The sequence below is a fragment of the Fundidesulfovibrio sp. YSD1 genome (assembly GCF_055397115.1).
The window spans coordinates 3,509,056-3,533,603 of record NZ_AP043666.1; the positions used below are offsets into that span (position 1 = coordinate 3,509,056).

The following is a 24,548-nucleotide window of genomic DNA, read 5'->3' on the forward strand; positions in this document are numbered from 1 at the left end:
CCTCCGAGTTAGTGGACCGGTCCCTTCTTGGCGTACTTGGCCAGAAGGTAGATGTCGATGACGCCCAGGAAGGCGTAGACCACGATGAACGCGATGAGCGACGTGGCCACCTGCGAGGGGTCCACGGGCGAGACGGCGTCCTTGGTGCGCATGATCCCGTTGACGATCCAGGGCTGGCGGCCCACCTCGGCCACGGCCCAGCCCGCCTGGATGGCCAGGTAGGGCATTGGCAGGGCGAAGAGCATCAGGCGCAGGTAATTCGGGTGTTCAAGCAGCTTCCTGGACTTCCACCAGCCGAAGAAGGCCAGAAGCGGCATGAGCGTGCCAAGCCCCACCATGATGCGGAAGCTCCAGAAGGTGATGGCCACGGGCGGACGGTCCTCGGGCTTGAAGTCCAGGAGACCCTTCACCTCGGCCGAGGGGTCGTTGAAGGCCAGGAGCGAGAGAAGCCCGGGGATGCCGATGGCCTCCACGGAGTTTCGCTCGTTGGCTTCGTCCGGGATGGAGAGCAGGTACATGGGCGCGTTCTTCTGGGTGTGCCAGTGCGCTTCCATGGCCGCGAGCTTGGCGGGCTGGATGCGCGCCACCTCGTTGCCGTGGAAGTGGCCCTGGGCAGCCACCACGATGGAGAAGATCAGGGCGAAAGCCGCGCCGTACTTGAAGGAGCGGGTGAAGAAGTCCACCTCGTTCTTGCGCAGCAGGTGCCAGGCCGACACGGCCATGACGAAGAAGCCCGAGAGCAGGAAGGCCGCGGAGAGCACGTGCACGTACTGGCTCCAGGCGAAGGGGTTGGTGATGAGCACCCAGAAGTCGTCGAGCTCGGCGCGCCCGTTGCGCATCACGTAGCCCATGGGGTTCTGCATGAAGCCGTTGGCGATGATGATCCACAGGGCCGAGAGGTTGGCCGCGAAAGCCACCAGGCAGATGGCCGCGGCGTGGGCTTTCTTCGAGATCTTGTCCCAGCCGAACACCCACACGCCCACCATGGTGGACTCCAGGAAGAACGCCACCGAGGCCTCGATGGCCAGGAGCGGGCCGAACACGTCGCCCACGTAGGCCGAATAGCGCGACCAGTTGGTGCCGAACTGGAACTCCAGGGTGATGCCGGTGACGATTCCAAGTGCGAAGTTGATGAGGAAGAGCTTGCCCCAGAACTTGGCCATCTTCTTGTACACTTCATCGCCCGTGCGCACGTAGCGCGTCTCCATCAGGGCCACTATGATGGAGAGGCCCAGGGTCAGCGGGACGAAGATGAAGTGGAAGAAGGTGGCGGCGGCAAACTGCAAACGGGAAAGCATCAAGGTGTCCATGCGCCTTCTCTCCTGTGCCTGGCCGGTTAAAGTGTTGCGAGGCGTCCCGGTGAACCCGCCGCCGGGATGGGCCAGCCGACCGAACCTCTTGTTCCCCGGGGCCGAAAACCGCCGGGGAAGCGTTGCATCAGGGCAGACGGGCCGCCGGAACACGCCGCCTGTGATGGTGGGCGGCGGGTTCCGGGCAGACGTCCGCCCGGGCGAGCTCCTCGAAGCTCGCGTCCTGTAGGGTCTCCCTGAACTGGCTCCGGGCTTTCTCCCAGACGCGGTGCACCGCGCAGTAGCCGCTACGCCCGCACTCCTGGGGCCGGGAGAGGCACTCGTTGACCAGTATCTCGCCGTCGATGGCTTCCACAACCATTAGCAAAGAAATGTCTTTTGGGGGAAGAGCCAATTCGTATCCGCCCTGCGATCCCTGACGCACCACGAGTATCCCGGCCCTGGCCAGGCCCTGGGCGATCTTGCCCAGGAAGGCCATGGGGATGTCCATGGTCTCGGCCACCTCGCGGCGGCTGGCCACCTGCCCCAAGGGACGCTTGGAGAGGTGGAGCACGCAGCGGATGGCGTATTCGGCGGCGCGGGTCAGTTTCATCTCGGCCTCAACTGAGACAAATAGGAGTCGATTTGTCCTATATTGAGGTCGAGGAGGAAAGTCAACGGAGTCTGCGGGAAAAAGCCAATTCTGCGGGAAAAACGAACGAAAGGAGGAAAAGGCGAGCCGTCAGCTCTTGTCCCTGTTGGGCTCGGCCACGGCGGCGGGCTTGGGCAGTAGCCGCCTGAGCGCGGCCAGGAAGCCGTCCGGCATGTTGCGCCCCACCCAGGCCTTGCAGCGCTTGTGCACGTACACGTCCACCTGCCCCAGGTACCAGAACGAGCCCATGCACAGCACCAGGGCCATGAGCCCGGCGATGAGCCCGGGCTTCTCGCCCGTGATGGCGGTCCAGCGGTCCAGCACCAGGATGATCACGTTGGAGTGCACCAGGTAGAGCGCGTAGGAGTAGTCGCCCAACTGGGCCATCAACTTTGGCGCGCGCACGCGGCTCTCGAGGCGGATCAGCCAGTCCACGAGCACACAGGAGACAAGCGCAAGGAAATAGAGCACCGAGTAGGACTTCATGTACAGCGCGGAGATGGCGCAGATGGAGGCAAACAGCACGTGCCCGGCCCAGGACATGGTCTCGGGCTCTTGGCGGCGCTGGAGGTAGTAGAAGGTCAGCGCGCCCATGATGAAGGAGTAGTTCCAGATCGCGAACCACACCTGCAGGACGTTGGGAACGGGCTTGGGCGGCGTGAAGGCCAGGGTGTCCACCATCACCTGCACGAAGAGCCAGGCCAGCAAAAACGCCGGGAAGCGCTTGTTCCAGCCTGGGCGGCAGAAGAAGGCGCAGATGAAGTAGTACCAGATCTCGTAGACCAGGGTCCATTCGATGCCCAGCTTGTAGCTCTTGCCCATGCCGAAGGGCAGCAGGGAGAGCACCTGGGGCATGTCGTCGAAATTGAGCGGGCTGTGGGTGAAGGCGCGCAGGATGAAGGCCAAGCCCACCACGATGAAGTACATCGGGTAGACGCGCACGAGCCGCTGCAACAGGAAGTTGGGGGCGTTGCGGTCCACGAGGAAGGCCATGAAGTAGCCGGAGACCACGAAGAACCCGCAGGGTATCCCGCCCAGGATGTTCGGTACGTAGGCAAAAAGGGAGGGATCGCCCAAGCGGGCGAGATATATCTTGATATGGATGAACACGACGCCCACGCAAAGAAGACCGCGCAGGGCCTGGATCAAGGTATAAGTCATCGGCGACGTGACGCTTGCGCGTCAATGGGTTCGCAGTGCGTTGAATTCCTGAGACAATGATGACGACCAAGTTTCAAGATACCATAAGGTGGGAGGCCGGTCAACGAAGCGGGGTTACAGCTTCAGGAGCGGCCCCGGGACCGCTCCTGAAGCTGGCGGGGCATCAGAAGGAGTCGATCTTGGCCTTGAGCGCCTTGGACACGGTGCGCCCGAGTTCCACGCAGGCCTTGAGCTGGTCGTGGGTGGGGCGGTTCTTGGCGCGCACGCCTTCGACCACCTCGAAGTGCATCCCGGCCAGGGCCTCGCTGACCTGCTTGAGGGATTCGCCGCTCCAGCCGTAGGAGCCGAAGGCGGCCGCGACCTTGTTCTGCGGGCGCAAGCCCTTCATGTAGGCCAGCATGGCCGCCACCAGGGGCAGCACGCCGTTGTTGTGCGTGGCCGAACCGGCCAGCACCGCGCCGCACTCGAAGACCTCGGCCATCACGTCGGAGTGGTGGTTGGACTTGAGCGACATCACGTTCACGGGCGTGCCGCCGTCCACCAGACCCTGGGCGATGGCCTCGGCCATCCTGGCCGTGGAGTTCCACATGGTGTCGTAGAAGATCACGGCGCGGTTGGCGGGCTTCTGCACGGCGAAGCGGCGGTAGTCCGCGAGCACGCGGGCCACGCCCTCGCCGCGCCAGATCAGGCCGTGGTCCGGGGCGATCATGTCCACGTCCCAGCCCTGCTTGCCCACTTCCTCAAGGATCTTGAGCGTCACGGACGAGTAGGGCAGCACGATGTTGGCGTAGTAGCGCGAGAGCTGCCTGGCCAGTTCGGCCTGGTCCACCTCGTCGGCGAAGCGCTCGGAGGAGGCGTAGTTCTGGCCGAAGGCGTCGGAGGAGACGAGCAGTTTGTCCTTGTCCACGTAGGTCATCATGGAGTCGGGCCAGTGCAGCATGCGCGTTTCCATGAAGTGCAGCGTGCGCGAGCCGATGGAGACGGAGTCGCCGGTCTTGACCACGTGCAGCGGCCAGCCCTGGGCTCCGTAGTATTCCTTGATGGCCTTCTCGCCCATGACGGAGCAGAAGACCTTCTCGGGCTTGCAGGCCTCAACCAGCCTGGGCAGGGCCCCGGAGTGGTCGGGCTCCACGTGGTTGACCACGATGTAATCGACCTTTTCGGGCTCCATGACGTGGGCGATGTTGCACAGGAGCCTGCCCGCGAAGTGGTCCTCCACGGTGTCGATGAGGGTGTTCTTTTCGTCCTTGATGAGGAAGGCGTTGTAGGTCGTGCCCTTGGGGGAGAGGGAGTAGCCGTGGAAGTTACGGCGGTCCCAGTCCACCGCGCCGACCCAGTGGACGTCCTTCTTGATTTCGACGGCGGTCATTTTTCTACCTCGATGGGGGGATGGAGCAAAGACAGAGGCCCGCCGCGCGGTGCGGCGGGCCGGGTCAGGCGAAGCTATTCCTTGGTGAATTCGCTCTTGGGGGCGCCGCACACCGGGCAGGCCCAGTCATCGGGCACCTGCTCGAAGGAAGTGCCGGGGGAGATGCCGTTCTCGGGGTCGCCCTCGGCGGGATCGTACACATAGCCGCAAACGTTGCAGACGTACTTGTCCATGTATCCTCCTGGTTGAGCGGGTCGGTGGCGCGTAGTTCCATCTTTTAGCCCTCAGCGCCGGACCCGCCTCGCGGCGGGACCTTGCCTGAGCGGCAAAGAGGCCTAAGCGTCCGGACAGACCCTCCGGGGTTGCGTTAACGCCCGGACAAAACGAGTTGTATCCGTTTTACCAGCCAATGTGAATGGGCAACCTGATAGGTTGGCGTTTGCCCCAGCCGGAAGCCGATTCACCTTGCCCATCCTATCCGCTCAATCACGCCGCCATGTCAAGCCCGAAGTGCCGGAGTTCCTTGGCTTCCCGTGCGCGAGAACCGCTGGGCCAGCCCGGAGAGCTTGGCGGAGAGCTCGCGCACGTCGGAGATGCTCTTGTGGGCATCCTGGATGCGCGCGAAGATGTCCTGGGAGAGCGTGTTGATGTGCCCCAGGTTGCCGCCGATGTTCTCGCTGGTGGAGGACTGTTGTTCCACGGCCGAGGCGATGGCCCGGATCATGTCCGCGATGCGGTTGGACTGGGCCACGATGTCCGCGAAGACCTGGCCCGAGCGCTCGGCCATGCCCGCGGCCTGCTCCACGGCCTCCTTGGTCCCGGCCATGCCTCCGGCGGCCCGGCTGGTGCCGTCCTGGATCTCCGTGACGGCCTGGGCCACCTCGGCGGTGGCGTGCATGGTCTTCTCCGCTAGCTTGCGCACCTCGTCGGCCACCACGGCGAAGCCGCGCCCGGCGTCGCCCGCGCGGGCGGCCTCGATGGCCGCGTTCAGCGCCAGGAGGTTGGTCTGGTCCGCGATGTCGCCCACCACGTCCATCACCTTGCCGATGTTCATGGCCCGGTCCTTGAGCTCGCCCAGCGACATGGCCAGCTCCTCGGCCTTGTCGGCCACTTCCTTGGTCTCGCGGGCCGTGTTCACGATGTCCTTGCCGCCCTCCTGGGCCACCTTGTGCGCCGTCTCGGAGGCCCTGGCCGTTTCGGAGGCGTTCTTGGCCACGTCGGCCACGGTGTCGTTCATCTGGTCCATGGCCAGGGTGAGCTTGGAGGTCTCGGCGGCGGTCTTCTCCACGCCCTGGGTCAGGCCTTCCATCTGGCCGGTGAGCTCGATGGCCGCCTCCTCGAGCCTGGCCGAGACCTGCATGACCTCGTGGGCCACCTCCATGAGGCTCGCGCGCTGCTCCTCGATGGCCAGCTTGGCCTCCTCCTCCTCGGTGAGGTCCATGAACACTCCGATGACGCCAACGGTCTTGCCGCCCGCGCCGCGAAGCGGCGAGACCTCGAAATGCAGCGGGAAGATCACCCCGTCCGCGCGCTCGTAGAGGAGCTTGCCGCTCTGGGCCTGGCCGGAGCGCATCACGTCGGCCGTGAGGGTCACGGGCGCGCCGCCCGCGCTCAGGGTCACGTCCACGTCGGCGCAGGCCAGGTCCTGCCTCTTCTGGCCGAGTATCGAGGCCAGGCGGTCGTTTATGTAGCAGAACTCGCCCTTTTCGTCGCTTATATAGATGGGGATGGTCATGCCCGCCAGCACGCTGCGGTTGTACTCCAGCTGGTCCTGGATGGTGCGCACCATGCCCGCCAGGTCGCGCGAGAGCCCGGAGAGCTCGTCCTGGCCGGACATGCTGAAGTCCACGTCGTGGCGGCCCTGGCTCACCAGCGCGGCGTTGGAGGCGATGGCCCTGATGCGCGAGAGCACGGCGCGCTTCATGAACCACGTCACCAGCGCGAGAAGGAGCACGAGCCCGGCCAGGGAGATCGCCGCGCCCATGAACTGGTCGCGCTCGGTCTGGTCGATGGTGGGGGTGATGTCCTGGAGCACCACCACCGCGCCCAGCACCGGCTTGGAGGCCCCGTGGCAGTGGTGGCATTCGGCCTCGTTGCGGATGGGCTTGGACATGGCCAGCAGGTGCTTCTCGCCCATGTCCGTCCTGCCGGAGCCGTCGCGTCCGGCCAGGCTCGCGGCCAGGAGCGAGTTGACCAGGGGATTGCTGAGGAAGGGCCCCAGGTCCTTGCGCAGGGCCCCGGGATTGGTGGAGTAGGTCACGTTGCCGCGAAAATCGGTGAGGAAGATGTGCGAGGCCGAGTCGCGCCTGGCCACCTTGTCGAACACGTGGGCCGTCTCTGCGTTCTTGCCCAGGCGCATGGGCTCTTCCACTGCCATGAGGATGAGGTCCGCCGTGCGGTCCGATCCGGCCGAAACCAGTTGCATGGTGGAGCGGTTCTGCCAGGTGGAGTTCGCGGCGTACAAGCCGCCGAACACGGCCACGGACACCGCCGTGATCAGAAGGATGACCCGGACGCCGAGCGACTGGTAAAACAGATGCATTTCCCCCTCCCTGTCTCGTCCCCCCCACGGGGACTCCCAACCCGGTGAACGCTCCGGCCGCGCCCGCCCGCCACGCCCCCCGGGCGGCCGTGCTTCGCGGGCCTCGCCGCGTCGCGCTGCCCGCGGGCGCGCGTCAGTGCGCCCCGCCGAAAAGCATGGGCTTGAAGCCGAAGGACTTCACGCGCTGCTCGTTGTGGCAGGATTGGCATTCCTCGACCTTGGGCTTGGCCTTGATGAGCGACTTGTCGCCGCTGGCGGCGTGCTCGGAGCCGGGGCCGTGGCAGACCTCGCAGCCCGCGTTGGCGAGCTCGGGGGTCTTCTCGGCGCTCACGAAGCCGCCGGGCTGTCCGTACCCCGTGGTGTGGCAGGAATAGCACTCCTTGAGCTCGGACGGCTCGAGCTTGGAGGCCATGACCTGGATGGATTTGAAGGAGTGGGCTTTCTTCGCGAATCTATGGAACGAGGAGTACTCCTTCTGGTGACACTCCTCGCAAGCCTTGGACCCAACGTAGGTTTTGTTCTCCGCCGCGTGAACGGCGGCCAGGAGCCCGAACGGCAACAACACCACTGCCAAGAGAGCTGCCACGCACCGCATGCGCAACCTCCGTAAAGGCTTGGGTTTGCACGATGGATTCGCCGCCCCTCTGTTACGTATTAATGCCGGGTAGGGCAACACGAAAAACGTGACCGGGCTTTCTTGGCGGCGCCTCGGCACCTCCTTGGAATAATGGACCATTTCGGGAGGGTTGCCGGCCGCGCGTGAGCAAGGGGGCGCTTGGTTCGGGGGGAAGGTTTATACGCGTTGTTCGAAAGCAATTGCGCGTTTACGATAATTCAGGCGTTGAATAAAAAAAGCGGCGGGAGTCTCCTCCCGCCGCTTGTCGCGCGTGTCACGAAGCGGGGCGGCCCCGCGAGGGCCCTACCAGTCCAGGGTGGCCTTGAAGGCCGTGGCCAGGTCCTCCACGGAGCGGCTCAGGAGCGTCTCTCCGTTTGAGCGCACGGTGAGAGTCCCGTCGGCGGTGACGCGTCCGATGGGGGCCATCCACTGGCCCGCGAAGATCTTCTCGAAGCTCGGCACGTTGCCCGAGGGCACGCCGACCACGAAGCGCGAATGGCTCTCGGAGTAGAGGATCTCCAGGGCCGAGGCGCAGTCGGGGCTCGCGGGCACGCGGGCGAGGTCCACGTCCGCGCCGAGTCTGCCTCCGATGCACATCTCGGCCAGGGCCACGCCCAAACCGCCGTCGGAGCAGTCGTGGCAGGCGTTGAGCTGTTTGCCCATGATGGCCTTGCGCACGCCCCGGTAGCGTTTGAGCGCGGAGAGCGCGTCCACCTGGGGCACCTCGGCCGAGGCGAAGCCCAGCTCCGAGGCAAGCTCCGAGCCGCCGAGCTCGGGCCGGGTCAGGCCCAGCACGTAGATCACGTCCCCGGCCTGCTTGAAGTCGGAGGTCATGGCCTGGGCGGCGTCCGGGATCACGGAGAGGGCCGTGAAGAGCACCGTGGGCGGGATGGAGATCTTCTCGCCGCCGCCGGTGTAGTCGTTCTTCATGGAGTCCTTGCCCGAGACGCAGGGCACGCCGTAGGCTTGGCAGAAGTGGGCCAGGGCCTGGTTGGCGCGCACCAGCTGCGCGAGCTTGTAGCGGCCGTCCGGGGTCTTCTCGGACTGCACCGGGTCGCACCAGCAGAAGTTGTCCACCCCGGCCATGTGGCCCATGTCCGCGCCGGTGGCCACGGCGTTGCGCACGGCCTCGTCGATGGCCCCGGCCATCATCCAGTAGGCGTCCAGGTCGGAGTACTTGGGGCAGATGCCGTGGGAGAGCACCAATGCCTCCTTGCGCCCGAGCACCGGGCGCATCACGGCAGCGTCGGCCGGGCCGTCGCGCTCCGCGCCCACCAGCGGCTTGACCACGCTCGAGCCTTTCACCTCGTGGTCGTACTGGCGGATCATGTACTCCTTGCTGCAGATGTTCAGCCTGCCGAGCATGCGCTCGAGAAGCCCGCCGTGGTCCTCAACCGCGGGCGCGGCCGAGGTTTGCCCGGCCGGGCGCTCCCACACGGCCTCCAGGCGCATGCGCGGGGTGCCCTCGTGCAGGAAGTCCATGTCCAGGAGCGCCACGGGCTTGTCCCCGTAGGTCACCTTGAACACGCCGCCGTCCGTGAAGCGCCCGAGCGCGGTGGCCTCCACGTTCATCTCGGAGGCCAGGGCCATGAAGCGTTCGATCTGGTCCGGGCCCACGGCCACGGTCATGCGCTCCTGGGCCTCGGAGAGCAGTATCTCCCACGGGCGCAGGCCGTCGTACTTGAGCGGGGCCTTGGAGAGGTCCAGCTCCGCCCCTCCCGAGTCGTTGGCCATCTCGCCCACGGAGGAGGAGAGGCCGCCCGCGCCGTTGTCGGTGATGGCGTGGTAGAGGCCCATGTCCCGGGCGCGCATGAGGAAGTCGTACATCTTGCGCTGGGTGATGGGGTCGCCGATCTGGACGGCGGTGGCGGGCGAGCCCTCGTGCAGTTCCTCGGAGGAGAAGGTCGCGCCGTGGATGCCGTCCTTGCCGATGCGCCCGCCGGTCATGACGATGAAGTCGCCGGGCAGGGCGCGCTTATGCTGGCTGGGCTTGCCGTTCACCGTGGCGGGCATGACGCCCACGGTGCCGCAAAAGACCAGGGGCTTGCCCAGGAAGCGCTCGTGGAACACCACGGAGCCGTTCACCGTGGGGATGCCGGACTTGTTGCCGCCGTGCTCCACGCCCTCGCGCACGCCCTCCATGACCCGGCGCGGGTGCAGGAGGCGCGGGGGCAGGGGCTTGTCGTGAAAGGGCGAGGCGAAGCAGAACACGTCGGTGTTGCACAGGAGGTTCGCGCCCATGCCCGTGCCCATGGGGTCGCGGTTCACGCCCACGATGCCCGTGAGCGCCCCGCCGTAGGGGTCCAGGGCCGAGGGGGAGTTGTGGGTCTCCACCTTCACGCAGAGGTGGTGCTCGTCGCTTAAGCGGATCACGCCAGCGTTGTCCTTGAACACGCTGAGGCAGATGTCGCCCTGGCCCATGTTCTGGCGGATTTTCGCGGTGGAGCCCTGCACGTAGGTCTTGTAGAGGCTGGAGATTTCGCTTCTGCGCCCGGTCTCGGCGTTCAGGTAGTCGATGTCGGCGGCGAATATCTTGTGCTTGCAGTGCTCGGACCAGGTCTGGGCCAGCACCTCGAGCTCGGCGTCGGTGGGGTTCGGGCCGAGCCCGGCGGCCTTGCGCGCGGCGGCTACCCCGGGGTCGCGGTAGTGCTCGCGGATGGCCCGCATCTCCTCGAGCGACAGGGCCAGCACGTTCTCTCGCGAGAAGGCCTGAAGCTCCTCGTCGGTCATGGCGAAGAGGTCGATGGAGTTCACCTCGTCCGAGGAGTGGCCCGTGACCTGGGCGGCCCTGGCCTCGAAGCCGGGCTTGGCGGCCCACTCGGCGGCGGACTTGATCTCGAAGCGCTGGATGAGCTCGTTGCAGAGGTGGTCGCGGGCGATGTGCTCCACGGTCTCGCGCGCGAGGTCGCCGCGCAGGGCGTACTGGGCGGAGGTGTACACCGCGAGCTTTTTCGCGCGTTCGCCTTCGAGGCCGAGCACCAGGGCGATGGTCTCGCGGGCGGTGCGGCCCTCGTTGTCCGTGACGCCCGGGCGCAGGCCCACTTCGACGATCCAGTCGAAGTCCCCGGCCAGCGGGTCGAGGGAGGCCACGTGCGACACGGGGTCGTGCAGGGCCGCGGCCTCCACCACGCGCTCGAGGTCCGGCCTTTCGAGCCCGGCCACGGTGTAGGTCTTGACCACGGAGGCGTCCTCCACGGGCACGCCCAGCTCGTGGGTGATGCGGTGGGCGGCGCGGCGGCCGGGTACGTCGGGAATATGCGGTTTGGGAGCTACTTCCACCCGAAAGAGCATGACGGATATCCTTGTTCTGTTAGGGCTTTTCATTCGCGGGGCGGCCAGCCACGGGCCGCCCGGCCGTTACGGGGGAGGGCGGCGCGCGCCTGCTCCCCGTGGAAAACTGCCGCGTCAGGGGTGCGGCTCCTCCCCGGCCCAGAGGATGCGGCGGCCGCCTTCGTTCTTGGCCGTGTAGGCGGCCTTGTCCGCGCGGCGCAAGAGGGCTGAGGGGCTCTCCTCGGGGCCGAGCATGGCCAGCCCGGCGCTCATGCCGAGCTCGCCCTTGAACTGCTCCTCGATGGTGGCGCTCACCCTGCGGGCCAGCTGTTCGAGTTGCGGGGCCTCGATCTCCGTGACCACCACGGCGAACTCGTCGCCGCCGTAGCGGCAGGGGTAGTCCATGCCTTTGCGCAGGCGCGACTTGAGGATGCGCGAGACCATGCGCAGGACCTCGTCGCCGGCCTGGTGACCCTTGGTGTCGTTGACCGCCTTGAAATTGTCCAGGTCGAAGAACAAAAGCCCCATGGACCTGCCCGTGCGCCGGGAGCGCTGGGCCTCGCGGTCCAGGATGACGTGGAACTGGTAGTGGTTGAGGAGCCCGGTGAGGCCGTCGAACAGGGCCAGGCGCTTGAGCTTCTCCTCCAGGCGGCGCACCACGGTGATGTCGCGCCCGACCACGAGCCAGTGCCGCACGCCGTCCGGGGCCTTGGGCAGGGGCGAGAAGACCAGCTCCAGGGTGTGGCCGAACTCCTCCCCGGCGGAGAGTACGGCTTCCACGGGCGCGGGCGCGCCCGCGAGCATCTCCGGCCCCCAGGCGCCCTGGTAGCTGGCCACGGGGCGGGCCACATGGAAGAGGTTCTTCTCGAGGTAGTCCGAGACGCGCTTGGAGGCGAAGGTGATGCGCCCGGTCTGGTCCATGGTGAACACCGCGTCGCGCATGGACGTGATGAGCTTTTCCAGGAATTCCCCTTGCTTGAGGGCCTTGAACTCCCAGCCGGAGACCAGGCTCACGTCCTCCAGGAACAAAAGTATCTCGTCGCGGCCCTGCCAGCGGCGTTTCTCGGCCGCCAGGTAGACGCAGGCGTCCTGGCCGTGGTTCACGCCCTTCCAGAGGCAGAAGATCTTGTGCAGGGCCGTGAGCTCCGGGTCGGCCAGGAAGGCGTTCCACTGGGCGTCGCGGGCGAAGTCCTTGCCCTCGCCCAGCGCGGCCCAGAGGTCCATGCCCCGGCTTTCGCCGTCCACGCCCAGGAACTGGCGCAGCCGATCGTTGATCTCCAGGATGGCCCCCTTGGGGGAGAGCCTGGCCACGCCCACGGGCAACTGGTCCAGGGTGTGGGCCTTGAGTTCGAGCACGGTCTGGCGCATGACGTAGTTCTCGTAGCTCTGGCTCACGAAGCGCACGTACAGGCCGATCTGGCGCACGCAGTCCTCGGTGAGGCCCTGGCGCGGCAGGCGCAGTTCCCCGAGCGTCCTGCCCTGGGCGCTCACCTGGAAGCGCGCGCCCTTGGTGATGGTCCAGGCCACGTCGCCAAGGCCCTGCTCGGTCTTGCTGCGCGTGAGGCCGGACTTGGAGGAGAAGGCGAAGAGGTCCCAGTCCATGTACTCGGGCACGCCAAGCGCCAGCTCCCACTGCTCCACGCCCCACTCCCAGCGCAGGTGGCGGCCGATGATGTTGGCCACTTCCTCCTTGCCGCCCGTGGCCCCGGAGACCTCCGAGGCCAAGAAGTGGTACTCCTGCATGAGCTTCAGCGTATGCTGGTAGTAGCGCTCGTTGGGCGAGGACTCGGCGATGCCCAGCGTGGAGAGCACGGACTGGAACTTCTGGGCGCAGCGGTTGACCATGCCCTCGAGCTCGTCGGCGCTCATGGTCAGGCGGCGCTGGAGCATGGCCCGAAACAGGACCACGGCCGTGGGGTTGTCCGGCGAGCACAGCTCCATCTCGGACCAGCGCGTGGCCAGGATGATGCACTGGGTGAGCGGGTCGTAGGAGTCCACGCCGTCGAAGTCGTGGTGGTGGTCGATGCAGGCCGGGTTGGGCACGGGGATGCGCCAGTCCTCCAGGAGCTGCGAGGTCAGCTGGCAGTGGTCGGTGCGCCAGAGCTCGCGCTCCTCGTCGATCTGGCCGGACACGTAGGCCGTGATGATCGGGCCGTGCTTGGTGTTGCGGAACTTCTCGGGGTCGGCGCACACGAGCAGCAGAAGCGAGATGTCCTTGAGCAGCGCCGTGAGGTAGGCTTGGTCCGTGAACTCGGGGCAGAGCCGCTCGGCCAGGAGCTCGGCCGCGATGGCGGACCAGATGATCAGCCGCCAGTTGGAGAAGAAGTCGATGCCGCGCCTGTCGAAGGCCTCGTTCAGGTGCTTCTGGTAGGTGATGGACAAGGCGATCTTCAGGATCTCCTTGGTGCCCAGGATGGTGGCCGCGCGGCGCAGGTCCGTGACCTTCTGGGCCGAGCCGTAGTAGGGCGAGTTGGCCAGGGTGAGCACCGTGGCCGTGAGCACCGGGTCCATGCCCATGATCCGGGCGATGGCGTCGAAATCGGCGGCGGGCTTCACCGCCTCCTCCAAGAGCTGAAGCATCACCGGAGGAAAGGTGATCCTCATGCACTGGCGAAGGGAGGCGATGGGCGTGATCATCTACTGACGGTCCGCTTATTTGTCCCGTTTGGCCATGCCCTCCAGGGCGGCATGCATGATCCGTGTCTCCATGCAGTCCGGCAGTCCGGAGAGGCTCGCCCCGGCCTTTTCGAGGTAGTCCGCCGCGATGTCGCGGGTCTTCTCGGCAAAGTCCCCCGCGGCGACCTCGGCCAGGGCCGAGTCCAGTTCATCGTCCTTCAATGTGTTCTCTTTGAAGGCTTTTGTAAAGCTCTCGCGGCGGGAGGCGGGCAGGCTCTCCAGGTAGAACACCAGGGGCAGGGTGAGCTTGCCCTCGCGGATGTCCGAGCCCCTGGGCTTGCCGGAAACTTCCTTGGGCGAGGTGTAGTCCAGGGCGTCGTCCACCAGCTGGAAGGCCACGCCCAGGTTCATGCCGTAATCGGCGACGGCGTTCACGTCGGCCTGTCCGGCCCCGGCCAAAAGCGCCCCGGCCTGGCAGGCGGACTGGATCAGGCAGGCGGTCTTGCCGGTGATGATGTCCAGGTAGCCCTCGCGGGTCAGCCCGACGTCGCGGATGTGCGCGATCTCCTTGATCTCGCCGGTGGCCGTGCGCAGGATGGCCTCGGAGAGGCAGGTGGTCAGCTCGGGCTTGCCGTAAGAGGCCACCATGATGTTGGCCAGGGCCAGCAGGGCGTCGCCCGCGAGGATGGCGTGGGCCTGGCCGAAGACCGTGTGCGCGGCGGGCTTGCCCCGGCGCAGGGTGGCCCCGTCCAGGATGTCGTCGTGGATGAGCGTGGCGGAGTGCAGAAGCTCCAGCGAGCAGGCCAGCGGATAGACCGCGTCCCCCCCGGAGTAGCCCAGGGCCCTGGCCGAGAGGATGGTCAGAAGCGGGCGCAGGCGCTTGCCGCCGGCCTTGAGCACGTGCTCGGCCGTGGGACGGACGTACGGGTCGAGGCCCGCGATGTGGCGGCCCAGGCAGTCCTCGATGAGGGGCATCTCCCGGGCCATGTAGTCGACGAATTCTTGCATCATGATCGTGTAGACGGGTCCGACCCGGTTTGTATGGTGCCGGACAAAAGCCCGGCCAGCACGTCTCCGAGGCCTGTCAGGGCCTCCCTCAACATCCACCTGGCCCGGTCGCGCTCCCCAACCTCGTTGGAGACGGTCCGGACCTCCAGAAAAGGCACGCCCCTGGTCAGGCAGGCCAGGGCCAGGGCGAAACCCTCCATGCTCTCCGTGAGCGCCCCGTGGCGGCGGGCCAGTTCGGCCGCGCGCACGCGCGACCCGGTCACCCCGGCCACGGTCAGGGCCGCGCCCAGGGCGACGTCCGCGCCGAGCGAGAGCCCCATGGCCCGGGCCGCCTGGGCCGGGTCCAGGGGAATTCGCTCGAAAATCTTGCCGCCGGGGCCTTCCCACTGCGGGAAGGCGAAGCCGGAGGCGTCCGCCAGGCCGCCAGGGCCGGTCACGCCGAATTCGGCGCAGACCTCCGCGTCGGCGGCCACCGGCGCGCACAGCGGGGCCGCGTTCATGTCGAAGCTTCCCGCGACGCCCAGGTTGACCGCGCCCTCGACGCCCCCCGCGGCGAGCGCCGCGCCCATCTCCAGGGCGGCGTTCAGCGGCCCGACCCCCGTGACCAGGAGGAGCGCGTCCCGCCCGGCGATGCGGGCCTCGCGGACTCCGCGCGCCGGGGGCTCGAGCCCCGGGGCGGCCACGGCCAGGGCCGCGCGCATCTCCAGGGGCGTGGCCGTGACCAGGGCCAGGGCCACCCTAGCGCTTCCTCACCAGGGCCACGAACTTGCCCTCGCCCATGTCGCGCAGGTCGACCACGTCCGCCTTCCTGTGCGCGCTCACGAGCTCGAGCTTGCGCCGCTGGTCCAGGCGGATCTCCACCTCGATCTCGCCGCCGCTCTCCAGGCCCTTGAGAAGCGAACTCGCTTCAAGGAAGCCCTTTCAGCAGTCGCCGGCGCAGTTGAGGCGGGGGATGGCCCGCGCCTGGACGCCTGATCCGCGAAGTTCTTCCATATGGGCTCCGGGCGTAACACGTGGACGCCGTTTGATCCAACCGCAAAACCGTGGCGCGCTAGAGCCTCCAGCAGGTCAGGCCCTGGGCCTCCAGGCGCGCCTTGTCCAGCGTGCCCCGGATGTCCAGCACGAGCCCGGCGGACGGGTCCGCGAAGAGCCCGGGCAGCTTCTCGGCCGGGAAGTCCACGTAGGCCGCGTGGCCCACGGCCACGACCAGCGCGTCCAGGGCCGTGAAGGCCTCCATGGGGGCGAGCGCGAGGCCGTACTCGTGCATGGCCTCCTCGGGGTCGGCCATGGCGTCGTGCACCAGGACCTCCACGCCGTAATCTCTCAGCTCGCGGATCACGTCCACCACCTTGGTGTTCCTGAGGTCCGGCACGTTCTCCTTGAACGTGAGGCCCCACACGCCCACCTTGGCTCCGCTCACGGGCCGTTTGGCCGCGATCAGGCGCTTGATGCAGGCCTCGGCCACGTGCTTGCCCATGGAGTCGTTGATGCGCCGCCCCGCCAGGATCACCTGCGGGTGCAGGCCCAGGCCCTCGGCCAGGAAGGTCAGGTAGTAGGGGTCCACGCCGATGCAGTGGCCGCCCACGAGGCCGGGCCGGAAGGGCAGGAAGTTCCACTTGGACCCGGCCGCCTCCAGCACCTCCAGGGTGTCGATGCCCACCTTCTCGCAGATGAGCGAAAGCTCGTTCATGAGCGCGATGTTCAGGTCGCGCTGGGTGTTCTCGATGACCTTGGCGGCCTCGGCCACCTTGATGGAGCTGGCCTTGTGCACGCCCGCCGTGACCACGGCCCCGTACATCCGGCACAAGAGCTCGCGAACGTCGTCGTTCTGGCCCGCCACCACCTTCACGATGGTCTCCAGGGTGTGGACCTTGTCGCCGGGATTGATGCGCTCGGGCGAGTAGCCGATGAAGAAGTCCTTGCCGCCAGTGAGCCCGGAGTGCTCCTCCAGGAGGGGCAGGCAGACCTCCTCGGTGAGCCCGGGATAGACCGTGGACTCGTAGACCACCACCGCGCCCGGCGCGAGGTTCCTGCCCACGGTGACCGAGGCCGAGCGCACGGGGTGCAGGTCCGGGCTGCGGTGGGCGTCGATGGGCGTGGGCACGGCCACGATGACCACGCGGCAGGCTTTGATGGCCGCCGGGTCCACGGTGTACTCCACCTGGGCGGCCGCGAGCCTGGCGGCTTCCACCTCGCCGGTGTCGTCCACGCCCTGCTTCAAGCGCTCCACGCGCCTTTGCGAGATGTCGAAGCCGACCACGGAAAAATGGGCGGACAGGGCCACGGCCAGGGGCAGGCCCACGTAGCCCAGCCCGACCACGGCTATCTTCTCCCTGCCCGACGTGAGATCCTCGAAGGTGACCAATCCGTTCTCCCTGGTATGTTTTGGGGGAAGCCGTCAGTACCGGACTTTCCCCCGGGCATCAAGCGGGCTGGACAGAACGCCCGCGCGGGTCTAAACGCCGCCAATGAACATCGACTTCAAGCTCGTGGCCATGGCCGTGGGCATCGCCCTGGTGATAGAGGGCATGCCGTATTTCCTCTTCGCCGAAAAGATGCCGCGCGTGCTGCGGTCGCTTTCGGCCATGCCGACGCGCAGCCTGAGGCTCTTCGGCATGGCGGCCATGCTTTTGGGCTTGGCGCTTGTCTGGCTCATGAAGCAGTGAACGGGGTTCTTCCTCCCCCGCCCGGCCTGAGCGGTCGCCTCCTAAGCGGCAGGCCAGGGCCTTTGCCCGGTCCGGACCCGGAGCGACTGGCTTCCAGGCAGCCGGTCTAAAGCCTTACCCCTACGCCCCCTCACGCCCCCTTCACCCCCACGTGCACCACCACGATGCCGAAGGTGAGCTTTTCGTAACGCACGCCCGTGAACCCGGCCCGGCGCAACTCATCGGCCAGCGAGTCGGCGTCCGGGAACTCCAGGATGGTGTCCGCCAGGTAGCGGTACGCGCCGTCGTCCTTTGAGAACACCTTGCCGATCAGGGGCAGCAGGAAGTTCAGGTAGAAATTGTAGAGCCCGCCCATGATGCGCTGTTTGCCCGAGCCGAACTCCAGGATGCACAGCCTCCCGCCGGGCTTGAGCACGCGCAGGAGTTCCGCGTAGGCCTCCTCGCGCGGGCGAATGTTTCTGATGCCGAAGGCGATGCTGGCGGCCTCGAAAGTGTTCTCCGCAAAGGGCAGGGCGCGCCCGTCGGCCTGCACCGGGTCGATGGAGCGCACGCTTTTGCTTTGCAGCTTCCGGGCTCCCTGCCGCAGCATGGGCAGGCAGAAGTCGGCGGCGGCCACGCGGCAGCGCGGGCGGGCGCGCAGGGCCTCCAGGGAGACGTCCAGGGTTCCGGCGGCGAGGTCCAGCAGGCGCGAGGGGCGTCCGTGGGGCAGCTTGAGGTGCTCCACCAGCCGCCTGCGCCAGAGGATGTCCAGGCCGAAACTCAGGAAATGGTTGAGAAAGTCGTACCATCCGGCGATGCGCCCGAACATGGAGGCGACTTTCTGCCCGTGATCGGAACTCATGGTCGTGCTACGCGTCCTTGTCCTGGCCGGAATAGGGGGTGTGTTCGGTGATGGTGCGCAGCACCTCGAGGTAGATGCGGGAAAAGTGTTCGGTGAAGTTGGAAGGGGAGATGCGCCCCGTCTCCACGAACTTCACCACTATCTCCTTGGCCACCTGGAGGGCTTTGTCCTGTATCTTGTCCACGTCCGGCTCCGCGGTATGATTGTGCAAAAAACCGCCCGGGGGGAAATGGCCTTTGACCACCAAAGGACAACCGGGCGGAAAAAGAGAAATACCTTGAAGCACTCCCCTTTTTTTGTGGCTCTCTAGCACCGAAGCGCCCGGTAGTCGAGGGGGCCGGAAGCCTCGCGGCTCCCGGCCCCCCGTGAAGCTTCAGGGCGCGCCCGCGCTAGTAGGGCAGGATCTTGCGGCCCCGGGCCTCCTCCAGCACCTCGGCCATGCCTAGGTAGAAGGCGGAGGCGCCGCAGACGATGCCCTCCCAGCCGGCCAGGGTGCCGATGAGCTCCGAGCCGGTCCAGTCGCGGATGGCCAGCAGGAAGAAGAGCACGGTCAGCGAGCCGAAGATGAACTTGAGCACCGGGCCCTTGTTCAGGGTGCCGATGAACATGAACAGCGTGAACAGGCCCCACACGAACAGGTACCAGCCCATGTAGGCGTGCTCCGTGGCCGTGGTGATCCCCCACTTGGGGGCCACGATCAGAAACACCAGGGTCAGCCAGAACATGCCGTAGCTGGTGAAGGCCACGTAGGCGAAGGTGTTGCCCTTCTTGTATTCCAGGATTCCGGCGATCACCTGGGCGATTCCGCCGTAGAAGATGCCCATGGCCAGGATCATGGCGCTGATGGGGAAGAATCCGGCGTTGTGGATGTTGAGCAGGATGGTGGTCATGCCGAAACCGAGAAGGCCCAGGGGGGCCGGGTTGGCGCTTTTGGCGTCAGCGGACATCGAAAATCTCCAAGATGAGTTAGGGTTGGCGTGGCTCTCCGGCGGGCCGGAGATATGACCTCGCGCCCCGGGGAGCTGCCCGGGGCGCGTAATCGTTTCGGTAGGAAAGCTACATAAATGTTCAGACCTTGACCAGCTCGTATTCGGTGGAGCCGAGGCCGATCTCGCGCGAGTAGCTCAGCTGGATGTCGCCCCGGGTGTGCTTCCAGATGCCCAGGAACTTGTCCTGGCCGGGTTCGAAGTTGCCGTGCAGGTGCGTGCCCTTGATGCCGGGCTGGGCGTTGACCAGGTCCAGGCAGGCGGCGTCGATGGCCACGGGGTCGTGGGAGGCCAGGATGCCGATGTCCGGCACCACGGGCGCGTCCGACCAGGAGGCGCAGTCGCAGTCCGGCGTGACGTTCACCAGGAAGTTGATGAAGCCCACCTTGCCGTCCAGGGCCTTCACCGCGCCGTAGGCGTACTCGACCATTTTCTCGGTGAAGGGGCCGAGCTCGGTGGCCCAGTCCATGGTCACGGCCTTGGTGCGGCAGACCGTGAGGCATTCCCCGCAGCCCACGCAACGCCATTTGTCGATGGAAGCCTTCTTTTCGGCCACGGTCACGGCGTTCTCGGGGCAGACGCGCAGGCACTCGGCGCAGCCCGTGCACTTTTGCGTGTCCACCTGGAAGCGCGGGGAGTGCTGGTCGCGCTTGCCCGCCGGGGGGGAGCAGCCCATGGCCAGGTTCTTCACCGCGCCGCCGAACCCGGCCATCTCGTGGCCCTTGAAGTGGCTCACGGCGATCATGGAGTCCGCGCCCAGAAAGGCCGAGGCGATCTTGACCTTCTGAAAGTGCTTGAGCCTCACCTCCACCTCGCTCCAGTCGTCGCCGCGCAGGCCGTCCGCGATGAGCACGGGCGCTCCGGCCGTCTCGGGGCCGAAGCCGTGCATGAAGGCCGTGCGCAGGTGGTCCACGCCGTTGTGGCGCGAGCCGGAGTAGAGCGTGGCCGTGTCGGTCAGGAAGGGGTTGGCCCCGTGCTTCTTAAGCCGGTCCACCACGGCGCGCACCAGCACCGGGCTTATGAACGTGTCGTTGCCGAGCTCCCCGAAGTGCACCTTCACGGCGGCGAGCGCGCCCTTGCCCGCCAGGGACTTGAACCCGGCGGCGTCGAAGAGCTTGGCTATGCGGGCGGCCTTGTTCTCCCTGGGGCCCCTGGCCCGCAGGTTGGCGAAATAGACGGGGGATTTTCCGGCTGCGTTCATGGAAGGGCTCCTTGGGAGTGGCGGTCAGGCGCTCTATTGTACGCACATGCCCCGCAGGTCAAGGGCCGCCGGCGTCGGGGCCAGGCCCGGAGGGGGTGATGGCGAACTCTCCGGGGCACGCGCCCTGCCCGCAGATCTCGGGCTTGACCAGCACGTCGGCGCGTCCGTGGAACTTCCCGGCGAAAAGCCTCTCGAGGCGCTTCACCTGGGCGTCCACCTCCTCGAAGGGCATGGCGCGCGGCAGCACCAGGTGGAAGTCCACGTGCACGAACCCGCCCGAGCGCCAGGCCCGAAGCCCGTGGATGGAGATCCAGGAGGGATCGCGGAACTGTTCGAGCGACGCGCGGATGTCCTCCAGGAGGCCGTGGTCGGCCTCCTGCATGAGGCCCCTCACGGCCCGGGACATGAGCGTGTAGGCCGTGCGCAGCACGGCCAGGGCCACCACGCAGGCGATGGCCCCGTCCAGCCAGAGCCAGCCGGTCAGGCGCACGGTGACGAGGCCCGACAGCACCCCGCCCGTGGTGTAGACGTCGGTGAGCACGTGCCTGCCGTCGGCCTCCAGGGCGATGGAACCGGTCCTGCGGCCCTCGCGCACGAGGAAGAGCCCCAGGAGCAGGTTGCCCGCCGAGGCCGCGGCCGAGACGGCCAGGCCCGCGTCCAGCCTGGACAAGGGCAAGGGGGCGAGCATCCGGGACGCCCCCGTGTGGATGATGAAGACAGCTGCCGTGGCGATGAGCAGGCCCTCGGCCAGGGCCGAGAAGTACTCCGCCTTGCCGTGGCCGTAGGGGTGGTTGGCGTCGGGCGGCTCCCCGGCCACGCGGATGCTCCACATGGCGAAGGCGCTGGCCGCCACGTTGATGATGGATTCCAGGGCGTCGGAGAGCAGGGCGGCCGAGCCCGTGAGCAGCCACGCCCCGAACTTGAGCGCCAGGATGAGCGCCCCGGCCGCGAGCGAGATGGTTATGGCCCTCAAGCGGGCCGTGTTGAGCGTCGCGCTGTCCATTTGGTACCCGTGCCTGTCCCGAACCCCGTTTCCGGGGTCATATCCCAGGCCGGGCGCGGGGGAAAGCCGTGAGGCGCGTTTTTCGGAGGTGGGCGAACGAATCGCCGTTTCGTCTTGCGTACGCTGCCGTGTCGGATGTAGACTTCACCCTGGAGCCTTGCCGCGCGAGGGGAATGATCCCCGCGCCCCGGCGGGAGCGTGTGATGTTCGTAAAAAGGAGATGTTGATGGATTTTCGTTCGATCCTGATTCTCGCGGCCCTCGTTCTGGCCCTGGCCATCCCCGACTTCGCCGGCGCGCAGCCCTGGCCGCCCCAGCCCGGGCCGCCCCCGGGCTACCCCCCCCCTCACGGACGCGGCCCGGACCGGGACTCGCGCGAGGAGCGCAGGCGCGAGCAGGAGATGCGCAAGCAGGAGCGCAAGTGGGAGCAGCAGTGGCGCAAGGAGGAGCGCAGGCGCGAGCGCGAATACCGCAACTGGTACAACGACTACTGGCGCGGCCACAACCGCCGCTACTTCGGCGGCTACATCCTCCAGCCGTACCCCAACGAAAGCTACGATTCCTACGTCTCGCGCGTGCGCCAGCGCTGCAACGTGGAGTGGAGCCGCTGCGCCACCCGCTGCAACCAGATCCGCGACGCGCGCGCCCGCGCAGCCTGCGTGGCCAGCTGCAACAACGAGCTCTACGGATGCAATTCCGCCTTCTGACGCGCCTCCGCGCCCTGGCTCCGCTTTCCGCCGGCGCTTCCCGCGCGCGCCCTGACCGGCGCGCCGGGAGGCGCCCGTGAGCGCGGGCCTGCCCCTCTTCCTGCGCCTTGCCAGGCGCGAGATGCGCGGCGGCGTGCGCGGGCTGTGGACCTTCCTCGGCTGCCTGGCTCTTGGCGTGGCGGCCATCGCGACAGTGGGCTCGGTCACCGAGTCCTTCCGCGCGGCAGTGAACGCCGAGGCTGCCTCGCTCACGGGCGGGGACGTGGAGGTGAGCCTGAGCAACCGCCCGCTCAGCGAGGCCGAACTGGGCGCGGTCGCGCGCCTGGGCCGCGTTTCGCGCGTGGTGGAGATGCGCGCCATGGTCTTCAGCGAGGACACGGCCTCCCCCAAGCGCTCGCTCACCTCGCTCAAGGCCGTGGACGGGGCCTACCCTCTGCTGGGCTCCGTGGTCCTCGACCCGCCCATGCCCATGGCCGAGGCCCTGGGCGAGCGAGGCGGGGTCTACGGGGCGGTGGCCCACCCGGACCTGCTGCTCAGGCTCGGGGCCAAGGTGGGCGACGTGATCGGCGTGGGCGACGCCGCCTTCCAGGTGCGCGCGGCCCTGGTCTCCGAGCCGGACCGTTCCTTCAGGCTCCTGGCCTTCGGCCCGAGGCTCATGGTCTCGCAGGAGGGCATGGAGCGCACCGGGCTCGTCCGCCCCGGCAGCATGGTGCGCTACGAGTACCGCCTGGCCCTGCCGCAAGGTTCGCCCCCGGCCCAGGCGGCCGAGGCCGTCAAGGCCGCCATGGACGACCCGGGCGTGCGCGCCCGCACCGCCACCGAGGCCGCCCCGTCCATCAGCAACGGGTTCACCCGCCTGGGAGGGCTCATGGCCCTGGTGGGGCTCTCCGCGCTCCTGCTCGGGGGGCTCGGCGTCTACGAGGCCGTGGTCGGGTACCTGGAGGGCAAGACTCGCTCCATTGCCACGTACAAGGCCCTGGGGGCCTCGCGCGCGATGGTCTACTGGATCTTCCTGCCCCAGATACTGGCCCTGGCCCTGGCCGGAATCGCCGGGGGAGTCGCCGTGGGCGGCCTGGCCGCGTACCTGGCCGCGCCGGTGCTGGGCAAGGTGCTGCCCGTGGCCCCCAAGGCAGGGGTCTACCCCTTGGCCCTGGGGCTGGCCGCGCTCTTCGGGCTTTTGACCGCCGTGGCCTTCGCCCTGCCGCCGCTTTCGTCGCGCACGCGGGTCTCGCCCCTGACGCTCTTCAGGGGCTACGCGGCTCCCGAGCGGGCCCGCCCGGGCTGGCGCTCCGTCACCGTGTCCGCGCTTCTCGGCGCGGCCATGGCCTGGCTGGTGCTGGCAAGCGCCCCGGACGGCCGCCTGGGCTGGGGATTCCTCGGTTCGGCCGCGGCCTGCGCCGTGGCCTTCTGGGTCATCGGCAGGCTTCTGACCGCGGCCGCGCGCATGCTGCCCACGCTGCGCGACCCGCGCCTGTCGCTGGCCGTGCGCGGGCTCTACAGGCCGGGAAGCCCCACGGGGCCGGTGGTCGCCTGCCTGGGGCTCGGGCTCACGGTGCTTGCCGCCGTGACGCTCTCGGACTCCAACTTCCAGCACGTCATGCGCGAGGAACTGCCCGGCAAGGCTCCGTCGTTCTTCTTCCTCGACGTGCAGCCCTACCAGTTGGACGAGTTCAAGGACATCCTGGGGGGGATCGACGGGGTTACGCGCGTGGAGACAGCGCCGTCCCTGCGCGGACGCATCGTGAAGATCAAGGGCGTGCCCGTGGAGAACCTCACCGTCGCGGAGGAGGTTGCCTGGGCCGTGCGCGGCGACAGGAGCCTCAGCTACGCCCGCGAGATGCCGGAAGGGGCGCAGCTCTCGGCCGGGCGCTGGTGGCCCGCCGACTACACGGGGCCGCCCCTGGTGTCGCTGGACGCCGAGGTGGCCAAGGGCCTCGGGCTCTCGGTGGGCGACCACCTGACCGTGAGCGTGCTGGGGCGCGAGGTGGACCTCACCGTTTCGAGCCTTCGGCGCATCAACTGGCTCTCGCTCTCACTCAACTACGCCCTGGTGCTCTCCCCGGGCGTGATCGACAACGACCCCATGACCTACCTGGCCACGGCCTACCTGGACCCGGCCAAGCCCGATGCGGCCCGGCAGGTCTACGACGGCGTCGGCTCGCGCTTCGGCAACGTGAGCATGCAGCGTGTGGACGAAGCCCTGGAGGACGTGGGCAGGCTGGCGGCGCAGATCGCGCTGGCCGTGCGGGCCTCGGCCGTGGTCACGCTGGCGGCGGGGCTATTGGTGCTGGCCCAGAGCCTGCGCGCGGCCATGGCACGGCGCGTGTACGAGACGGTGATCTACAAGGTCTGCGGGGCTTCGAGAAAAGACGTGATGGCCATGATGCTCGTGGAGCACGGCCTGGCCGGGCTCGCGGCCGGGATAGCCGCCCTGGCCCTGGGGGCCGGGCTCTCGTGGTTCTTCGTCACGCGCTACATGAACGTGGGCTGGAGCTTCTTCGCCGGGCCGGTGCTCCTGGTGGTGGGCTCGGCCATCGCGCTCACACTGGCCATGTCGCTTTCCGGCATGTGGCGGATGCTCTCCAGCAAAGCCTGGCCCTACCTGCGGAACGAGTAGAGGCC

General features: G+C 67.6%; 21 protein-coding genes. 3 read left to right on the plus strand and 18 right to left on the minus strand.

Translation table 11 applies throughout. The features are described from left to right. Positions 1 to 8 precede the first annotated feature (8 nt). The 13 genes from ACZ5V4_RS16325 to ACZ5V4_RS16385 all read right to left on the minus strand — a co-directional run bounded on the left by ACZ5V4_RS16325 (position 9) and on the right by ACZ5V4_RS16385 (position 16,888). Positions 9 to 1,310 (minus strand): cytochrome ubiquinol oxidase subunit I, encoded by a 1,302-nt coding sequence (locus ACZ5V4_RS16325; RefSeq protein WP_464315930.1) that lies wholly within the window; start codon positions 1,308 to 1,310, stop codon positions 9 to 11. Positions 1,311 to 1,437: 127 nt separating this feature from the next. Beyond that, on the minus strand, positions 1,438 to 1,902 hold the full coding sequence (locus ACZ5V4_RS16330) for an RrF2 family transcriptional regulator (protein WP_464315931.1): 465 nt from the start codon (positions 1,900 to 1,902) through the stop codon (positions 1,438 to 1,440). A 129-nt stretch (positions 1,903 to 2,031) separates the two neighbouring features. Then, the gene (locus ACZ5V4_RS16335) at positions 2,032 to 3,102 is read right to left on the minus strand and encodes an acyltransferase family protein (RefSeq protein ID WP_464315932.1); all 1,071 of its coding nucleotides are present in this window, start codon (positions 3,100 to 3,102) and stop codon (positions 2,032 to 2,034) included. 163 nt (positions 3,103 to 3,265) lie between these two features. After that, entirely contained in the window at positions 3,266 to 4,471 is a 1,206-nt protein-coding gene (locus ACZ5V4_RS16340; protein ID WP_464315933.1) for an FprA family A-type flavoprotein, read from the minus strand. 74 nt (positions 4,472 to 4,545) lie between these two features. After that, positions 4,546 to 4,704 (minus strand): rubredoxin, encoded by a 159-nt coding sequence (rd, locus tag ACZ5V4_RS16345; protein WP_464315934.1) that lies wholly within the window; start codon positions 4,702 to 4,704, stop codon positions 4,546 to 4,548. A 266-nt stretch (positions 4,705 to 4,970) separates the two neighbouring features. Then, positions 4,971 to 7,013, minus strand: coding sequence for a methyl-accepting chemotaxis protein (locus tag ACZ5V4_RS16350; protein ID WP_464315935.1), 2,043 nt, complete (start codon positions 7,011 to 7,013; stop codon positions 4,971 to 4,973). 133 nt (positions 7,014 to 7,146) lie between these two features. Further along, complete coding sequence (locus tag ACZ5V4_RS16355) at positions 7,147 to 7,608, minus strand: multiheme c-type cytochrome (protein ID WP_464315936.1); 462 nt, start codon at positions 7,606 to 7,608, stop codon at positions 7,147 to 7,149. 324 nt (positions 7,609 to 7,932) lie between these two features. Continuing rightward, a complete protein-coding gene (locus ACZ5V4_RS16360) occupies positions 7,933 to 10,920 on the minus strand; it encodes an AIR synthase-related protein (RefSeq protein WP_464315937.1) in 2,988 nt (995 codons plus the stop codon). A gap of 114 nt (positions 10,921 to 11,034) precedes the next feature. Then, positions 11,035 to 13,536: a sensor domain-containing diguanylate cyclase gene (locus ACZ5V4_RS16365; RefSeq protein ID WP_464315938.1), complete on the minus strand. Its 2,502-nt coding sequence runs from the start codon at positions 13,534 to 13,536 to the stop codon at positions 11,035 to 11,037. 15 nt (positions 13,537 to 13,551) lie between these two features. Beyond that, positions 13,552 to 14,523, minus strand: coding sequence for a polyprenyl synthetase family protein (locus ACZ5V4_RS16370; protein ID WP_464317847.1), 972 nt, complete (start codon positions 14,521 to 14,523; stop codon positions 13,552 to 13,554). Continuing rightward, the gene (gene mqnB / locus ACZ5V4_RS16375) at positions 14,523 to 15,260 is read right to left on the minus strand and encodes a futalosine hydrolase (RefSeq protein WP_464315939.1); all 738 of its coding nucleotides are present in this window, start codon (positions 15,258 to 15,260) and stop codon (positions 14,523 to 14,525) included. Before mqnB ends, ACZ5V4_RS16370 begins: the two co-directional genes overlap by 1 nt. A gap of 1 nt (position 15,261) precedes the next feature. After that, the gene (locus tag ACZ5V4_RS16380; protein WP_464315940.1) at positions 15,262 to 15,384 is read right to left on the minus strand and encodes a hypothetical protein; all 123 of its coding nucleotides are present in this window, start codon (positions 15,382 to 15,384) and stop codon (positions 15,262 to 15,264) included. A gap of 190 nt (positions 15,385 to 15,574) precedes the next feature. Continuing rightward, a complete protein-coding gene (locus ACZ5V4_RS16385) occupies positions 15,575 to 16,888 on the minus strand; it encodes a nucleotide sugar dehydrogenase (protein WP_464315941.1) in 1,314 nt (437 codons plus the stop codon). 103 nt (positions 16,889 to 16,991) lie between these two features. Between ACZ5V4_RS16385 and ACZ5V4_RS16390 the strand changes: the two genes are divergently transcribed. Beyond that, positions 16,992 to 17,189, plus strand: coding sequence for a DUF2065 domain-containing protein (locus ACZ5V4_RS16390; protein WP_464315942.1), 198 nt, complete (start codon positions 16,992 to 16,994; stop codon positions 17,187 to 17,189). A 130-nt stretch (positions 17,190 to 17,319) separates the two neighbouring features. Here the strand turns inward: ACZ5V4_RS16390 and ACZ5V4_RS16395 are convergent, their stop codons facing one another. From ACZ5V4_RS16395 to ACZ5V4_RS16415, 5 genes are all read right to left on the minus strand, one after another. Continuing rightward, positions 17,320 to 18,030: a ubiquinone/menaquinone biosynthesis methyltransferase gene (locus ACZ5V4_RS16395; protein WP_464315943.1), complete on the minus strand. Its 711-nt coding sequence runs from the start codon at positions 18,028 to 18,030 to the stop codon at positions 17,320 to 17,322. A gap of 7 nt (positions 18,031 to 18,037) precedes the next feature. After that, positions 18,038 to 18,214, minus strand: a complete 177-nt coding sequence (locus ACZ5V4_RS16400; RefSeq protein ID WP_464315944.1) for a hypothetical protein — start codon at positions 18,212 to 18,214, stop codon at positions 18,038 to 18,040. A gap of 205 nt (positions 18,215 to 18,419) precedes the next feature. Then, the gene (locus ACZ5V4_RS16405; RefSeq protein WP_464315945.1) at positions 18,420 to 18,977 is read right to left on the minus strand and encodes an acetate uptake transporter; all 558 of its coding nucleotides are present in this window, start codon (positions 18,975 to 18,977) and stop codon (positions 18,420 to 18,422) included. A 121-nt stretch (positions 18,978 to 19,098) separates the two neighbouring features. Further along, positions 19,099 to 20,217, minus strand: a complete 1,119-nt coding sequence (locus tag ACZ5V4_RS16410; protein ID WP_464315946.1) for a DUF362 domain-containing protein — start codon at positions 20,215 to 20,217, stop codon at positions 19,099 to 19,101. Positions 20,218 to 20,275: 58 nt separating this feature from the next. Further along, entirely contained in the window at positions 20,276 to 21,220 is a 945-nt protein-coding gene (locus tag ACZ5V4_RS16415) for a cation diffusion facilitator family transporter (protein WP_464315947.1), read from the minus strand. A 226-nt stretch (positions 21,221 to 21,446) separates the two neighbouring features. Between ACZ5V4_RS16415 and ACZ5V4_RS16420 the strand changes: the two genes are divergently transcribed. Next, a complete protein-coding gene (locus tag ACZ5V4_RS16420; protein WP_464315948.1) occupies positions 21,447 to 21,926 on the plus strand; it encodes a hypothetical protein in 480 nt (159 codons plus the stop codon). A gap of 76 nt (positions 21,927 to 22,002) precedes the next feature. Next, positions 22,003 to 24,543, plus strand: coding sequence for an ABC transporter permease (locus ACZ5V4_RS16425; protein ID WP_464315949.1), 2,541 nt, complete (start codon positions 22,003 to 22,005; stop codon positions 24,541 to 24,543). Positions 24,544 to 24,548 lie beyond the last annotated feature (5 nt).

Excerpts from the sequence above, each read along its gene's own strand:
- ACZ5V4_RS16370 (WP_464317847.1), bottom strand. The coding sequence starts at position 14,523 with ATGCAAGAATTCGTCGACTACATGGCCCGGGAGATGCCCCTCATCGAG.
- ACZ5V4_RS16350 (WP_464315935.1), bottom strand. The coding sequence starts at position 7,013 with ATGCATCTGTTTTACCAGTCGCTCGGCGTCCGGGTCATCCTTCTGATC.
- ACZ5V4_RS16325 (WP_464315930.1), bottom strand. The coding sequence starts at position 1,310 with ATGGACACCTTGATGCTTTCCCGTTTGCAGTTTGCCGCCGCCACCTTC.
- ACZ5V4_RS16395 (WP_464315943.1), bottom strand. The coding sequence starts at position 18,030 with ATGAGTTCCGATCACGGGCAGAAAGTCGCCTCCATGTTCGGGCGCATC.
- ACZ5V4_RS16335 (WP_464315932.1), bottom strand. The coding sequence starts at position 3,102 with ATGACTTATACCTTGATCCAGGCCCTGCGCGGTCTTCTTTGCGTGGGC.
- ACZ5V4_RS16390 (WP_464315942.1), top strand. The coding sequence starts at position 16,992 with ATGAACATCGACTTCAAGCTCGTGGCCATGGCCGTGGGCATCGCCCTG.
- ACZ5V4_RS16415 (WP_464315947.1), bottom strand. The coding sequence starts at position 21,220 with ATGGACAGCGCGACGCTCAACACGGCCCGCTTGAGGGCCATAACCATC.
- ACZ5V4_RS16405 (WP_464315945.1), bottom strand. The coding sequence starts at position 18,977 with ATGTCCGCTGACGCCAAAAGCGCCAACCCGGCCCCCCTGGGCCTTCTC.
- ACZ5V4_RS16355 (WP_464315936.1), bottom strand. The coding sequence starts at position 7,608 with ATGCGGTGCGTGGCAGCTCTCTTGGCAGTGGTGTTGTTGCCGTTCGGG.
- ACZ5V4_RS16410 (WP_464315946.1), bottom strand. The coding sequence starts at position 20,217 with ATGAACGCAGCCGGAAAATCCCCCGTCTATTTCGCCAACCTGCGGGCC.
- ACZ5V4_RS16420 (WP_464315948.1), top strand. The coding sequence starts at position 21,447 with ATGGATTTTCGTTCGATCCTGATTCTCGCGGCCCTCGTTCTGGCCCTG.
- ACZ5V4_RS16340 (WP_464315933.1), bottom strand. The coding sequence starts at position 4,471 with ATGACCGCCGTCGAAATCAAGAAGGACGTCCACTGGGTCGGCGCGGTG.
- ACZ5V4_RS16365 (WP_464315938.1), bottom strand. The coding sequence starts at position 13,536 with ATGATCACGCCCATCGCCTCCCTTCGCCAGTGCATGAGGATCACCTTT.
- ACZ5V4_RS16330 (WP_464315931.1), bottom strand. The coding sequence starts at position 1,902 with ATGAAACTGACCCGCGCCGCCGAATACGCCATCCGCTGCGTGCTCCAC.
- rd (WP_464315934.1), bottom strand. The coding sequence starts at position 4,704 with ATGGACAAGTACGTCTGCAACGTTTGCGGCTATGTGTACGATCCCGCC.
- ACZ5V4_RS16360 (WP_464315937.1), bottom strand. The coding sequence starts at position 10,920 with ATGCTCTTTCGGGTGGAAGTAGCTCCCAAACCGCATATTCCCGACGTA.